Consider the following 15,290-nt stretch of genomic DNA (forward strand, 5'->3'; position numbering starts at 1 on the left):
AAGAGCTGATAAGAGTGGAGACATTTAAGATAGCCGTTATCCCAGGTGACGGCATTGGACCGGAAGTAATAGATGAAGGCGTCAAGATTATGAAAAAGGCAGCAGAGCTGGATGGTCATTTGCAGTTCGAATTTACGTATTTTCCTTGGGGATGTGAATTTTATTTAAAGAATGGAAAGATGATGGATGAAGACGGGATTGAACAGTTAAAGTCTTTTGATGCAATCTACTTGGGAGCCGTCGGTTATCCAGGGGTGCCAGACCATATCTCCCTTTGGGATCTGCTCTTGAAAATCAGGAAGGAATTTGACCAGTATGTAAATATTCGACCCATCACACTATTAAATGGGGCACCCTGTCCCATTAATGGCGGAAATAAAGAAAACATCGATATGCTATTCATTCGTGAGAATAGTGAAGGTGAGTATGCAGGGGCCGGGGATTGGCTTTTTAAAGGCAAACCCGAAGAAGTCGTTTTACAGACAGGGGTCTTTTCACGGAAAGGTACTGAGCGCATCATCCGTTATGCTTTTGAAACAGCATCCAAAGCAGGGAAAACACTGACCAGCATTAGTAAGGGAAATGCACTTAATTATTCCATGGTATTTTGGGATCAAGTGTTTGAGCAGGTGAGCAAGGAATATCCCCAAGTTCAGACCTATTCCTATCTTGTTGATGCAGCAGCTATGTACATGATTAAAGATCCCGCAAGGTTCGAGGTTGTTGTAACCTCCAATTTATTTGGAGATATATTAACAGATTTGGGTGCAGCGCTAGGAGGAGGCATGGGGCTGGCGGCCGGAGCCAATATTAATCCTGAAAAAATATTCCCGTCAATGTTTGAGCCAATTCATGGTTCAGCATCGGATATCGCAGGGAAAGAGATAGCCAACCCGCTGGCTGCAATTTGGTCAGCCAGCCAGCTTTTTGATTTTCTCGGCTTTAACGATATAGGAGAAAATCTGCTCAGCTGCATCGAAAAAACTTTGGAAGAGAAAAGGGTTCTTACTCCAGATCTCGGCGGATCTGCTTCCACTTCAGAAGTTGGTGCGCGTGTAGCTGAAATCCTAACTGAAATGGCAAAAGTCCAGTCATCCATATAACAGCCATTTTGGAACTATAGAGAAAACAGCGCTTTTTCCTGGAGCGCTGTTTTTCCTATTGCACATTCGCAAGTAAAAAAGGTGCAAATTGAAGGCAGTTATCATATCTGAAAAAGGAGACTTGCCGATGATTAAAAAAATAGCTGTTATTGGAGCAGGAACAATGGGCCACAGTATTGCCCTTAACTTTGCGATCTATGGCCTTAATGTAAATATATATGACCCGGATTGGAAAAGTGTTGAAAAGGCTAAAGATGAGATTCAAAGGCAGCTGGACTTATTGCAGGAAGTAGGAAATATAGATATCCAAAATAAAATCAATACGCTCAAGAGTATCCATTTCTATACCAGCTTAAAAGAAACAGTAGCAGATAGAGAATTTGTGGTGGAAGCCGTCCCTGAGAATCTGGAATTAAAACAAGATCTTTTAAAAAAATTAGATGACTATTGCCCTCCAAAGACCATTTTAGCAAGCAACACTTCAAGCTTGGATTTGGAGAGCATGATGGTAAAGGTAAGTGAAATGAGAAAAAAGAATCCTGATAACTCATTGGTATAACCCTGCGCATATTATGCCTCTTGTGGAAATTTCAAATTTTGGAAATATCCATAAAGATGTGTATGAAGATGTGAAAAGTTTGCATATGTCCATCGGCAAACAATGTATAGAAGTATTAAAAAATATTCCTGGTCTGGTGGCAAATCGGATTCAGCAGAGTGTGGCAAGAGAGGTATTTTCACTGATGGAGCAGCAAGCTGCATCTCCCGAGGATATTGAAAAAGCTTTAATGTTTGGCCCGCATTTCGATACGCCACAACAGGGCAATTAATGATTGCTGATATGGGCGGATTGGATATATGGTGCACGGTAGGTGATAATTTGCTGAAAGATATGGAGAATAGGCAATTCTCCAGTCCTCTGCTAAGAGAGAAAACATCTGTAGGAAAGCTGGGGTTAAAATCCGGCGAAGGTTTTTTTAAATATCGAAAAGATGAAGAAGCGGAAATTAAAAAACAGTTTAATAGGAAGCTCCTTCATCAGCTAAATGCCTCTCAATACTATATAAATCATATTAAATGAAAGGGTGAATTTCTTGAAACTAATAACCTTTAAAGACAAGGACGGGACAATTAAATCAGGGTGGATAGAGAAAGAACAAGTTTTTGATATGGAAAAGGCAAGCGGGGGTAAACTGCCTGGCTCAATACTTGGTTTTCTGGAACGGTTTGAAGAAAACTATAAACTCGCTAGCCATATTGCTGACCTTGATCATTTGGGTACGTACAAACTGGACGATATTAAACTTTTAGCGCCTTTGCCGAACCCTAGAAGTGTGCGGGATTTTATGGCATTTGAAGGCCATATCGCGACTATAGCAGCCAAAAAAGGGGAAAATGTTGTGCCAGAATGGTATGAGATTCCGGTGTTTTACTTTACGAATCACCATGCCATTACAGGGCCGAATCAGAAAATTCAGCGCCCGGCCCAATGCAGTGAACTGGATTATGAATTGGAAATTGCTTGTATCATAGGCAGAGAAGGCAGAAATATAAGAGCTGAACAAGCTGATGATTATATAGCAGGGTACACCATTTTGAATGACTGGTCTGCACGTGATCTGCAAATGAGGGAAATGAAGGCGGGATTAGGACCAGCCAAAGGCAAGGACTTTGCTACATCGATTGGACCGTATATTGTGACAAAGGATGAATTGGAAGAATTCCGCGATGGAGATAGATTAAACCTGGAAATGACAGCTAGAGTTAATGGAAAGCAGCTGTCTAAGGGAAACTTCAAACATATTCATCATTCATTTGGACGAATGATTGAGCGGGCGTCCTCGGAGGCTACCCTATATCCTGGAGATATCATTGGTTCAGGTACTGTTAGTACGGGCTGTATCCTGGAATTAGGAACGGATATTCAAAATTGGCTTCAGCCTGGGGACATAGTGGAACTTGAAATTACCGGTTTGGGTAAACTCACCAATGAGATTATGTAATGAAACAGCTTTTTTTTCGGACTAAACTAGATTTGGAGAAAGAGAGGAGAATTAGATGTATTTGAGTCAGCAAAATTTTGATTTTTCCATACCAACAGAAATTATCTATGGCATTAATAGTGTTAAACATAAGCTTCCAGATACAATACGGAGCCTTCAAAAAGCAAAGGTCTTTGTTGCCACTGACCCAGGACTTCTTAATACAGGAATAATAGATGCAACTACCTCATTATTAAATAAGAACGGCATTGATACAGTAGTGTTTGCTGAAGTCGAGCCGAATCCCCATGCTCAGACTGTTATGAAGGGAGCACAGATATATAAACAGGAATCCTGCGAAATGATCCTTGCCATAGGGGAGGAAGCCCCATGGACTTCGCAAAAGCTGTTAGTGTGATAGTTGCTCATGAAGGACACATACTGGATTATCGCCGGGGTCAAAAGCCCCTTCACCAAGCTATTCCTTTACTCATTGCTATTCCTACTACGGTTGGAACCGGTTCGGAGGTGACTCCGGTCTCGGTGATCACTGATAATGAGGCGGGCAGAAAATATGTAATCGCTTCCCCTATGCTTGCACCAAAGGCGGCCTTTATCGATCCAAGTTTAACCACTTCTCTTCCGCGGCATGTCGTTTCTGCTACTGGAGTGGATGCTTTAGTGCATGCCATTGAGTCTTATACATCACTGAAATCAAACCCGATTACAGATGGATTAGCCTTTGAAGCAATCAAAATGATTAAGGAAAATTTGCCGGCAAGCTATGCGCACCCGGATAATCTTGAAGCCAGGGCACAAATACACCTGGCCAGCACAATGGCAGGTATATCCTTTGGAATAGCGGGCGTAGCACTAGTCCATTCTTGCTCGCACCCTATGTCGGCTTTATATCAGGTACCTCATGGACTTGCGAATGCCATATTGCTGCCGCACATTATAGAACATAACTTAATAGCCAACTATGAAAAGTATGCCAATATTGCAAGGATTTTTGAACCGTCGCTGACATTCGAGAATGATAGAAATGCTGCAAGGCAACTTGCTCCATTACTTAAAGAGTTTAATAAAGCTCTGGATATTCCAGAGGATTTTAGTTATCTAAAGCTAGATTTTACTGATGAAATGGTAGATCGCTTAACTAAAGATGCAATGAATGATTTAGGCACGATTCCAAATAATCCTCGGAAAGCAGATAAAGAAGATATTCGTCAAATTTATAAAAAAGTATTGCCGATGGCTTTAATAAAGACTGAACTGGAATTCGTAAGTGAAACAGTCTAGTCATAAGAGGCACCTTTATTAAAAGGTGTCTTATTTTGTTTATATCTATCATATTATGTTGCAAAAACGCAACGAAATTAAAAGGATAAACAGGATGAATAGGTGCTGTTCCCTTTTGCAAACTTGTTTTATTCAACCTTTAATGCGTTTCCGCAACACCTGTTGCGGTATTGCAACATTTTTTTACTGGCTATATAGTTTAAATATTACAAAATGTGAGAAATATCAGCATTTTATTAATTTTCTAATGTTGGCATACTTCTTGCATTAATAATTTATGAGTGAATCACTCAGAGGGAGCGGGAAAATTGTTAGTAAAAGACGCGATGACTCGTACTTCTATTAAATTTTTTGAAAACGATTACATCGATAGAGCTGCAAAAACCTTACTTGAATCCCATATGAAAGGCGGGCTGGTCTATAACGTTAGAGATGAGTTAGCGGGATGTTTTACAGAGCATAATCTATTAGAAGGTTTGTTAAATCAACATAAGGTACTATCAGAAATTTACCAGACTGACTTTTGTTTCCTTAACGAAATGGATGAATTAAACAATATAAAGCTCAATGATCAGGAAATCTGGCCAATCCTTAATAAAAGCAGGCAGATCACAGGCTTCCTGACAAAAGAACAGTATCTGGCGGCCTATGCCAGAACTTCTCAGGTGGAGCTCAGCCGCATGGATGCTATTTTTAATTCGGCACATAATGGGATTCTATCCATCGATTTGGAAGGAAGGATTACCTCAATGAATCCTCCGGCAGAAAAGATGGCTATGACAACTAAGGAGAAAGCCCTTGGTAAGTTTTTGACAGATGTTGTCACTCCAAGCGGGTTATTGAATGTTATCCGTACAGGTAAGGGACATACAGAAAAATACCGGGTAGGAAAAAGAAAATATTTAACCCATCGAACACCGCTCTATGATGGCAAAACTCTTGTGGGAGCGGTTGGTGTCTTTCAGGATATTTCAGAAATCGAATTTGTCTCGAGTGAGCTTGAATCCGTCAAGCAGCTCTTGAAAGAACAGGAAACGATACTGGATAACTCTACAGACGGAATCTGCATTACCGATGGGGAAGGAGCCATTATTAAATGCAACCAGAGCTTCAGGCAGCTTTTTGATGTAAGAAATGAGAGTCCTGACTACATAAAAGATATCGCCCGGCAGGTAGAAGCTAAGGGCAGATCGCATAACATCATGGAAACAAGCAAAGACAATAAAAATTCATTAATTATAACGGCAAATCCCATTAAGAACAGCAGCAATCAAATTGATAGAGTTGTTATCAATGTGAAGGACATGACTGAATTCGATGCGCTCAGAAGTGAGCTGGCAAAAACAAAGTCAATATTGGAGCATATGCATCTTTCCGAGAGATCAGAGACGTTCATAGCCAAATCACCTGAAATGGAAAGGCTGCTTGAGACCGTTCAGCAGGTGGCAAAGGTGGATGTAACGGTTCTATTATCAGGTGAATCGGGAGTGGGGAAAGAGGAAATCGCCAAGCTGATCCAGCAGTCGAGTCCGAGGTCGGAAGGGCCATTTATTAAGGTGAATTGTGGGGCTATTCCTGAATCACTGATGGAGTCTGAGCTTTTTGGATACGAAGGCGGTGCCTTTACAGGTGCCTTAAAAAAGGGAAAAGCCGGTTTATTTGAACAAGCAGATAATGGAACCATCTTTCTGGACGAGATTGGGGAAATCCCAAACCACCTGCAGGTCAAGCTGCTGCGGGTATTGCAGGAAATGGAGATTAACAGGGTAGGATCATCCAAAACGACAAAGATTGATGTGCGGGTAATAGCAGCTACCAACAGGGATCTTAAAGAATTGGTTGTGGAAGGAAGTTTTCGGGAGGACTTATTTTACAGGCTGAATGTTATCCCCATAGCAATTCCGCCATTAAGAAGAAGGGTCGAAGATATTCCAATCCTAATTGATGCGTATGCAAGGATGTTTGCAGCAAAATACCACAAACATCTCAAATTCACCAAGAAAGCCATACAGGTTCTGACTAATTATCAGTGGCCAGGGAATGTAAGGGAACTCGTCAATATGATTGAAAGAATATACGTAACAGCTTCGAATCCCGAAGTGGGGGAGCAGGAGGTTCTTTCTTTATTTAGCAAAGGCGATAACCAAGGAATGAGTCAGGATCAAGCCATTGTCGTAAATCAGTTATTACCGCTAAAAGAAGCTGTAGATCTGCTTGAAAGAGAGCTGATCTATAAGGCGTCACAGTCAGAGAAATCCTATCGGGGCATTGCCCGTGTGCTGGAAGTGAATCCTTCTACCATTGTTCGAAAGGTAAAAAAATTAGAAGGGGGATTATTAAAATCATGAGATCATTGCAGACGCTTGTTTCCCCTAAAAGCATTGCCATAATAGGAGCTTCGGAAAGGTTCCATCAAAATGCGGGACGTGTCATGGTCAATCTTCAAAAATCAAAGTTTTCCGGGGAGATTTATCTTGTAAACCCAAACCATGACACCATTTCAGGAATTCACTGCTATCCGAGTGTGCTGGAGATCAGTGAAGAAGTCGATTTGGCATGTGTAATTGTTCCTTTCAAACATACCCCTGACATCCTAAGAGAATGTGTAAAAAAACAAGTGAAGAGTGTCATCATCATCAGCTCCGGCTTTTCTGAAAGCGGGCCGGATGGAATTTACAGGGAAGAAGAGCTGAAGGAAATTGTTAAAGGTACAGAAACGGCGGTTTATGGGCCAAACTCACCCGGATTTTATCATTTTATAGGAAACTGGGGAATCTCTTTTTCACCCCGTTTTGAACCTAAGAATTTTCATAAGGGATCTGTTGGATTGATCAGTCATGGAGGAAGTTTAGGCCGGGCTGTACTTGATGCCAATGAAAAAGGCCTCGGTTTTTCCTATTGGCTGTCACCTGGAAATGAGATGGATATCACGATTAATGACTGCTTTGAATTTTTAATTAGTGACCCATCAACAGAAACCATTCTATTAATCATTGAATCTATTTCTGAGGAGGAGCGTTTTTTCCGGCTGCTGCACCAGGCCTATATCAAACAGAAGCCGGTGATCCTGCTGCCAATCGGCCATTCGGAGATTTCAAGAATTGCCGTTAAATATCACCTTGGAAGAAACAATGATTACTCCATTCCCTGGGATATGGTCAATCACCCAGGACTGGTAAAAGCCGAAAGCATTGATGAAGTGGTTGCTCTTTCATGGCTGTTTGATACATACCAAAAGGCAGCAGGAAAGCGTACGGCTATCTTTTCCTGGGCAGGGGCTACTTCCATTTATCTGGCGGATTTATGCGATAAGTACGGGATTCCGCTTCAGCCCCTGTCATCAGAACTTCAGCAGAAAATGAAAACGATTACAGGTATAGAGAAGTCATTCATGAATCCTATAGATTTGACCACCATTGTATACGATGATCTGTCAAAATTGACAACCTGTCTGGAGGTGCTTCATAAATCGGGTGACTTTGATAATATCATTGTTCCTTTCCCTTTCCAGGTAGACTATCAAAATGAAATTCTTTCGGAACAAATGAAAAAGCTGATGGAGGAAGGAGATAGTATTTTTATTCCGATTTTCATGTCGCAGGGATACCAGGGGGAGCTGGCCATTGACATATTAAAGGAAACAAAGAAACCTTACTTCTTTCATGAAAATACAGCCATCAAATCATTGTCTGCTTATATAAATTACTCGGAAACCCAGAGACAAGAGGAGGAACATAATGAAAAAACAATTAAATCCTGCTGATGCACTGCAGTTCATTAAAAGCGGCGACACATTGCTTGTAGGAGGATTCGGCCTATCGGGAACACCGCTTACTTTAATTGATGAGCTGGTGAAATCCGATAAAGAAAACCTTACAGTCATCAGCAACAATTTAGGTGAGGAAGGGAAGGGGCTCGGAAAACTGCTGGTGGCAGGGAAGCTGAAAAAAGCGAAAGGTTCTTATTTTACCACTAATCGAGATGCCGTTAAGGCTTGGTCAAAAGGTGAACTGGAGATTGAATTAATTCCTCAGGGCACATTGGCAGAAGCCATCCGGTGCGGCGGGGCAGGAATAGGCGGCTTCTATACGAAGACAGGTGCCGGGACCAAGCTTGCTGAAGGGAAGGAAGAGAAAGTGATCGATGGCGAATCCTACATTTTTGAAAAAGCAATCAAAGGGGATGTAGCCATTATTAAAGCACTTAAGGCTGATACACTGGGAAATCTGATTTATGACAAAACAGCGAGGAACTTCAATCCGGTTATGGCAACGGCTGCGAAGGTGGTCATAGCTGAAGTGGATGAGATTGTGGAAGCTGGATCATTTGCACCGGAAGAAGTGGTAACGCCTCACTTATACGTAGATTATGTCGTCATCAATCAATATGTAAAAAAAGGAGGGAGATACGTTGAGTCTATCTGACAGAATTAAAATCGCCAAAAGGGTAGCACAGGAGTTGAATGAAGGAGAAATTGTCAATCTGGGAGTAGGCATTCCAACCATTATTCCGGATTACCTTGATGACAAAAGGGTTTACCTTCAATCAGAGAACGGTCTTCTCGGGATGGGTCCTACCCCGTCTGATGACGATATTGATATGGATTTGATCAGCGCCAGCAAGAAGCCTGTTTCCATGGACGCAGGGGCATCCCTCTTTGATAGTTCGGATTCTTTCCTGATGATTCGCGGAGGACATATCGATACAGCTGTACTGGGGGCTTTGCAGGTCGATGAAACAGGAGAAGTCGCCAATTGGGCAGTGCCCGGAAAAACCATTCTTGGAGTGGGAGGGGCCATGGATTTAGTTGCGGGAGCCAGGCGGATGATTATTGCTTCCATGCACTTGTCTAAAGACGGTAGTCCGAAAATTGTGAAAAAATTATCCTTTCCAAGCAGCGGTACAAGAAAAGCAGATATGATTGTCACCGAACATGCTGTATTTAAGTTTCTTGAAGGAAAAATGTACCTCATAGAAAGGCTCTCCGATGTTTCGATCGAAGCGTTGCGGGAGATGACAGATGCTGAATTTCATGTGCTGGAAAAAACCAAAATGGAAACAAACTAAGGGGGAAAATAAGGTGAAAAAATTATTGGCAGTGTTGATGGCTTTTATGTTAGTCGTATTGGCAGCCTGTTCTTCGGATGAGGCGGGAAGCAGCGGTGAAGCAAGCGGAGGCGGAGGAGTAGAGGGAGCCCCGCGGGATATGGCCTTCGGATCTGCAACAGTTGGCGGTTTCTGGTACACATTGTCAGGGGCGATGGGAGAGAAAATGAAGGAAGTTTACCCGGAATCCTCCGTTACGGTAGTGGAGGGCGGCTCTGTTTCCAATCTTTTGGGCTTAGCCCAGGGCACATTTGCTCTTGGATTCAGTAATGGACAAACGGTACCTGAGGCATTGAATGGAATCAATGCATTTAAAGAAAAAGTCGATAATGTCAGCACCGTTGCAACCCTGTATCCAAATGTATTCCATATCGTTGTTCGGGCAGACTCTGATATTAAATCCGTAAAGGACTTAAAGGGCAAGAAGGTTAGCCCGGGAATTAAAGGATACAGCGGAGAGCTGGCATTCCTGGATATTTTAAAACTGAATGACATGAGCTACGACGATCTTGGCGGCATTGAATATATCGGAACGGCAGATGGAGCCGACCTTCTGCGTGATGGACATATCGATGCGATTGTAGGAATGGTTTCTGCGCCGGTTTCCACTTTCCAGGAGCTGGACACGACCCTCGGAATTCGCCTGATTCCTTTGGATGATGAAACAGTTAAAGGCCTGCATGAGTTAAATGAAGGATATTTGGAATATGACATTGAAGGCGGAACTTATTCTAATGTGAAAGAAGATGTTAAAACGGTTGCCGGCTATACGGTTCTGCTGGTTAATGATGATCTAATGGACGAAGAGTCAGTTTATAAGCTTACAAAAATGATGGTAGAAGAAAAAGATACATGGACAACATTATCCCCGATTATGAAAGACTTTAATGCAGAGTATTCAGTGCAAAACAATGTGGGCAAGCTTCACCCGGGAGCAGAGAAATATTACAAGGAAGTCGGGGCACTTAAATAAAACCAAAATAATCCTTTTAAAAAGAAGGTGAAATGATGTCTAAACACGACGTAACGGAAGCGGAAGCTTCAAAAATGATAGCGGAATATGATGAAGATGGTAATCTGAACAGCAAGCTGCGCCTATTAAAGGGCGCCGCTGGCAAAATCATTTCAATTATTGCCGTCTTAATGTCTCTTTTTCATTTGTATACAGCTTTCTTTGGGGTATTCGAATCGATCCTGCAGCGGTCGGCACACCTTGCATTTGCTCTGGCTTTAACATTTGCCATTTATAAGCCTTCCAAGAAAGCGGCAAAAAATGAAAGCATCCCCTGGTATGATTGGCTGTTTATGGTTTTGTCCATTGCTTGTTATTCCTATTATGTGATGAATTCCCAGGTCATTTCATCGCGGATGAGTTATATAGAGCCGCTGACAGCATTGGAAATTGCAATAGGAATCATATCCGGTTTGCTGCTGATTGAAGCAACACGCCGCGTGATTGGAAATACGCTAGTGATTATTATCTTCATTTGCATCGTTTACGGAGTTTGGGGTCATCTGATTACTGGGTCTCTTTCCCACCGTGAATTTACAATGATGTGGATTATTGATCACCTCTTTTATACGGTGACTGGTATTTTCAGTACTCCTCTTGGGGTATCCGCAACCTTTATTTTCCTTTTTATCCTCTTCGGAAAGTTTTTAGAGGTTTCGGGAGCAGGTCAATTTTTTATTGATTTATCAGTGGCTGGTATGGGGAAATATCGTGGAGGTCCTGCCAAAACGGCTATCGTGGCCAGCTCCATTTTGGGAACCATTTCAGGGAGCGCTGTTGCAAATACGGTTACAACTGGTGCCTTTACGATTCCATTAATGAAGAAAACCGGCTATAAGAGCCACTTTGCAGCTGCGGTTGAAGCGGTTTCCTCTACTGGAGGCCAGATCATGCCGCCGATCATGGGGGCTTCGGCTTTCATCATTGCTTCCTATTTAGGTGTGCCTTATATGGACATAGCCGTAGCTGCGTTAATTCCTGCAGTCCTTTATTACTGCTGCCTGTATTTCCAGGTCGATATGAGGGCAAGGCGTTTGGGGCTTGTTGGTTTAAAGAAAGAAGAACTTCCCAAGGTTTCGAGTGTTTTGAAAACCGGATTCATGTTCTTTATCCCCTTAGTAGTGATTGTGGTCATGCTTGCATCCGGCTCTTCACCAATGAAGGCTGGTCTTTACTCTATCGGCGTGACGATATTGGTTGCAGCTTTAAAAGGGGCAACAAGATTATCTTTTTCAAAGATTTTCAAGGCATTGGACTTAGGAGCCAGAGCTGCCATTGAGACAGCTATTGCCTGTGCGGCATCCGGTTTTATCATCGGAATTATTGGGCTTACCGGGATTGGCCTTAAATTCAGCAGTTTGATCATTGAATTATCCGGCGGCATTTTAATCATTACGCTTGTATTCACGATGATCACGAGCATCATTCTTGGAATGGGGCTCCCGACTGTTGCGGCATACATCGTACAGGTTCCGCTTACCATCCCTGCATTAATCGAGCTGGGTGTATCCCCGCTTGCAGCCCATATGTTTGTTTTCTATTTTGCAGCACTATCTGCCATAACACCGCCAGTAGCACTGGCTGCATTTGCGGCGGCGGGGCTTGCCGGTTCCGAGCCGATGAAAACAGGCTTAACTGCAGTAAAGCTTGGCCTCGCGGCATTTATTGTCCCTTATATGTTTGTATACGGGGAAACCTTGCTTCTTGTTGGAGACGTTCCGGATATTATTCTATCTGTTGCAACCTCCATCATTGGAATTATTGGGATTGCCTGGGCTGCAGAAGGATGGCTGTTCCGCCATTCATATTGGTATGAAAGAGCCGTTCTTTTTATCGGGGCTCTTCTGATGGTCAACCCGGGATTTTTATCAGACATCATCGGCTTTGCCATCCTGGCGGCAATGTTTTTATATCAAAAGTTTGTACCTAGAAATACAGTGGCCAATACATTATCAAACTAAGGGGGAACAGAATGAACACCATCACAGTAGTAGGTTCAGGTGTTATGGGAAAAGGGATTGCTTATACCTGTGCCATTTCGGGATTTGAAGTTTACTTGAATGACATTAATCTGGAAATAATAGATAAAGCCAAAAACGATATTTATAGCTTATTGGAAGGCAGCCTTCAAAAAGGGTTTATTTCAGAAGACCAATATGGGAAGGCAAAAGACCGGCTTCATTTTGAAACAGATTTAGAGGCTGCTGCGGAAAATGCAGACCTTGTTATTGAAGCAGTCCTGGAAAAGATAGAATTGAAGATTGATATTTTTAAAAAGCTGGACAGCATCTGTTCTCCGGAAACCATTCTGGCCACCAATACTTCAACAATGAGTCCAACGGAAATTGGGGCACAAACATCACGGCCCGATAAGGTGGTGGCCATGCACTTCTTTAATCCGGTCCACAAGATGAAGCTGATTGAAATTATCCGTGGACTGGAAACATCTGATGATACGGTCCGCATGGTGAAAGAAGTCGGTGAAAAGCTTAAGAAGGAAACCGTTGAAGTGAATGAATTTCCGGGATTTGTGACTTCCCGGATGAATTGCCTGATCGGCAATGAAGCCATGAACATGCTGATGGAAGGAGTAGCCTCTGCTGAAGATATCGATAAAGCCCTGAAGCTGGGGCTTAATCACCCGATGGGCCCTCTTGCTCTGGCGGATTTAGTAGGCTTGGATACCCGGCTGCGCAATATGGAGTATTTATACCAGACACTTGGAGAAAAGTACCGCCCTTGTCCGCTGCTTATCAAATATGTAAAAGCCGGACGGCTGGGGAAAAAGAGCGGCAGCGGATTCTATCAATATTCTTAAGGGGTGAGAACGTGCATCAATACGAAAATCTGCTTGTTCAAATCGAACAGGGGGTTATGTGGCTGACCATTAACCGTCCTGAACAGCGTAATGCATTAAATCAGGAGACGCTCCAGGAGCTCGGAGATGCCTTTAGCTGGGCAGAAGCAAATGATGAGGTGAGATGCATCATCATCCAGGGAGCAGGGGAAAAGTCCTTTGCAGCGGGAGCGGACATAAAGCAGCTTCATGAAAGAAAAATGCTTGAGGCATTGATTCCGGGCATGCAGGGGCTCTACAAGAAAATTGAACAGTCCAGCAAAGTAACGATTGCGGCGGTAAAGGGGTATGCACTGGGTGGAGGTTGCGAGCTGGCCCTTGCCTGCGATATTCGAATCGCAGCGAAAAAAGCAAAATTCGGCTTGCCAGAGCTTAACCTGGGCATCATTCCTGGTGCAGGCGGGACACAGCGCCTGTCCAGGGTGGTTGGCAAGGGAAGGGCACTTGATATGATCCTAACCGGCAAAATCGTTGATGGAGAAGAAGCCGAAAGAATCGGGCTTGCAACTTACCTTACAGCAGATGATGAACTGGAAAGGAAAGCAGAGGAGGTTGCCTCTCAGATTCTTAAAAAAGGCCCGGTTGCAATCAAGCTGGCAAAGCTTGCCGTACATAAAGGCTTTGATGTTGATCTGGAGACAGCCATGCTGATTGAGAAGCTTTCACAGGCAGTAGTTTTTGGAACAGAGGATAAAAGAGAGGGTACAGCAGCATTCCTGGAAAAAAGAACGGCGGAGTTTACTAACCAATAAGGGAGAGACAGAAATGGACTTTAATTTTTCTGAAGATATAAATTTTTTAAGAGAAAATGTGCGTAAATTTGTAAAAGAAGAAGCAGAGCCATTGGCGATGGAAATTGAAGAGAAGGATATGATACCGGAAAAGCTGGTGGAGATGTCCAAGGAAATGGGTTTATTCGGATTAAGCATTCCGGAAGAATATGGCGGGCTCGGGCTTGACATGGTCGGAAAGTGCGCCATTTATGAAGAGCTTGGCAAAACACATAATGGCTATACCACTTTAATAGGGGCGCATACGGGAATCGGCTCTGTCGGAATAGTGGAGCTTGGTACAGAAGAGCAAAAGCAAAAATATTTGCCGAAAATGGCCACGGGGGAATGGATTGGCGCTTTTGCCTTAACGGAACCGAGCGCCGGCTCGAACGCTGCGGCACTGAAAACGACTGCTGTCAGAAAAGGGGACAAATATATTTTAAATGGATCCAAGCATTATATTACTAATGCAGTTGACGGCCATGTCTTTACCGTAATGGCAGTAACGGATCGGGCAAAAGGAGCGAAAGGAATTACTTCCTTTATAGTTGAAAAAGATTTCCCCGGCTTTGTCCTTGGGAGTGTTGAACAAAAAATGGGGTTAAGAGGCTCCCATTCGGCAGAGCTTTTCTTTGAAAACATGGAGGTTCCCGCCGAGAACGTTCTTGGTACAGAAGGACAGGGATATATCAATGCACTGAAAATCCTCGCCAATGGCCGAGCTGGCCTGGCTGCCAGAAACCTTGGCTCCTGTGAAAAGCTTCTGGAGCATTGCCTGCAATATACCCAGGAACGGGAGCAATTCGGCAAGCCGATCATTGAAGTCCAGGCTGTTCAGCATATGCTGGCGGAAATCAGCATGCAAATCGAAGTGCTTAGATCCATGACTTTCAGAGTTGCCTGGATGACCGATCAAAAAATGAGGGTTGTGAAAGAGGCTGCCATTGCGAAGCTATTTGCTTCAGAGGTTTATAACAAAGTGGCAGACTTAGCCGTGCAGATCCATGGCGGAATCGGCTATATGAGAGACTATCCGATTGAACGCTACTACAGGGATGCAAGAATTACAAAAATCTACGAAGGAACCTCTGAGATTCAGCGCAATATCATTGCGAATGAGCTTAAGCGGGAATCTTCCTATGTGGGGGTGTAAGG

At 43.2% G+C, this 15,290-nt stretch carries 15 protein-coding genes and 2 pseudogenes; all 17 read left to right on the forward strand.

From position 1 onward, the window contains the following. Positions 1–14: 14 nt before the first annotated feature. The 17 genes and pseudogenes from M5V91_RS24330 to M5V91_RS24400 all read left to right on the forward strand — a co-directional run bounded on the left by M5V91_RS24330 (position 15) and on the right by M5V91_RS24400 (position 15,288). Entirely contained in the window at positions 15–1,103 is a 1,089-nt protein-coding gene (locus M5V91_RS24330; RefSeq protein WP_284521545.1) for a tartrate dehydrogenase, read from the forward strand. 127 nt (positions 1,104–1,230) lie between these two features. Next, a complete protein-coding gene (locus M5V91_RS24335) occupies positions 1,231–1,662 on the forward strand; it encodes a 3-hydroxyacyl-CoA dehydrogenase family protein (protein ID WP_284521546.1) in 432 nt (143 codons plus the stop codon). Between the two features lie 13 nt (positions 1,663–1,675). Continuing rightward, a pseudogene (locus M5V91_RS30705) lies at positions 1,676–1,726 on the forward strand (hypothetical protein); the annotation flags it as partial. A 6-nt stretch (positions 1,727–1,732) separates the two neighbouring features. Continuing rightward, positions 1,733–1,933 (forward strand): 3-hydroxyacyl-CoA dehydrogenase family protein, encoded by a 201-nt coding sequence (locus tag M5V91_RS24340; protein ID WP_284521547.1) that lies wholly within the window; start codon positions 1,733–1,735, stop codon positions 1,931–1,933. After that, a complete protein-coding gene (locus M5V91_RS24345) occupies positions 1,933–2,184 on the forward strand; it encodes a 3-hydroxyacyl-CoA dehydrogenase family protein (RefSeq protein ID WP_251174234.1) in 252 nt (83 codons plus the stop codon). The genes M5V91_RS24340 and M5V91_RS24345 overlap by 1 nt, the downstream gene beginning before the upstream one ends. Before the next feature lie 13 nt (positions 2,185–2,197). Next, positions 2,198–3,106, forward strand: a complete 909-nt coding sequence (locus M5V91_RS24350; RefSeq protein WP_201306495.1) for a fumarylacetoacetate hydrolase family protein — start codon at positions 2,198–2,200, stop codon at positions 3,104–3,106. Positions 3,107–3,161: 55 nt separating this feature from the next. After that, a pseudogene (locus tag M5V91_RS31015) lies at positions 3,162–3,649 on the forward strand (iron-containing alcohol dehydrogenase family protein); the annotation flags it as partial. 27 nt (positions 3,650–3,676) lie between these two features. After that, positions 3,677–4,387, forward strand: coding sequence for a dehydroquinate synthase/iron-containing alcohol dehydrogenase family protein (locus M5V91_RS31020; protein WP_439649975.1), 711 nt, complete (start codon positions 3,677–3,679; stop codon positions 4,385–4,387). Positions 4,388–4,695: 308 nt separating this feature from the next. Beyond that, positions 4,696–6,735, forward strand: a complete 2,040-nt coding sequence (locus M5V91_RS24360) for a sigma 54-interacting transcriptional regulator (RefSeq protein ID WP_217026267.1) — start codon at positions 4,696–4,698, stop codon at positions 6,733–6,735. After that, positions 6,732–8,150, forward strand: coding sequence for a CoA-binding protein (locus M5V91_RS24365; RefSeq protein ID WP_217026268.1), 1,419 nt, complete (start codon positions 6,732–6,734; stop codon positions 8,148–8,150). The genes M5V91_RS24360 and M5V91_RS24365 overlap by 4 nt, the downstream gene beginning before the upstream one ends. Continuing rightward, a complete protein-coding gene (locus M5V91_RS24370) occupies positions 8,125–8,811 on the forward strand; it encodes a CoA transferase subunit A (protein WP_217026269.1) in 687 nt (228 codons plus the stop codon). The genes M5V91_RS24365 and M5V91_RS24370 overlap by 26 nt, the downstream gene beginning before the upstream one ends. Beyond that, a complete protein-coding gene (locus tag M5V91_RS24375) occupies positions 8,798–9,454 on the forward strand; it encodes a 3-oxoacid CoA-transferase subunit B (protein WP_217026270.1) in 657 nt (218 codons plus the stop codon). Before M5V91_RS24370 ends, M5V91_RS24375 begins: the two co-directional genes overlap by 14 nt. Positions 9,455–9,467: 13 nt before the next feature. After that, entirely contained in the window at positions 9,468–10,466 is a 999-nt protein-coding gene (locus tag M5V91_RS24380) for a TAXI family TRAP transporter solute-binding subunit (RefSeq protein WP_251174232.1), read from the forward strand. A gap of 32 nt (positions 10,467–10,498) precedes the next feature. After that, positions 10,499–12,466 carry a TRAP transporter permease gene (locus M5V91_RS24385; protein WP_251266825.1) on the forward strand — a complete coding sequence of 656 codons (1,968 nt, stop codon included), beginning with the start codon at positions 10,499–10,501 and terminating at the stop codon, positions 12,464–12,466. Positions 12,467–12,477: 11 nt separating this feature from the next. After that, positions 12,478–13,323 (forward strand): 3-hydroxyacyl-CoA dehydrogenase, encoded by an 846-nt coding sequence (locus M5V91_RS24390; protein ID WP_019380736.1) that lies wholly within the window; start codon positions 12,478–12,480, stop codon positions 13,321–13,323. Positions 13,324–13,334: 11 nt separating this feature from the next. Further along, positions 13,335–14,114, forward strand: a complete 780-nt coding sequence (locus M5V91_RS24395) for an enoyl-CoA hydratase/isomerase family protein (RefSeq protein WP_284521548.1) — start codon at positions 13,335–13,337, stop codon at positions 14,112–14,114. Positions 14,115–14,127: 13 nt separating this feature from the next. Next, positions 14,128–15,288 (forward strand): acyl-CoA dehydrogenase family protein, encoded by a 1,161-nt coding sequence (locus tag M5V91_RS24400; RefSeq protein ID WP_217026273.1) that lies wholly within the window; start codon positions 14,128–14,130, stop codon positions 15,286–15,288. The last annotated feature ends 2 nt before the right edge of the window (positions 15,289–15,290 follow it).

Source organism: Cytobacillus pseudoceanisediminis (assembly GCF_023516215.1).
Lineage (GTDB): Bacteria > Bacillota > Bacilli > Bacillales > Cytobacillaceae > Cytobacillus > Cytobacillus pseudoceanisediminis.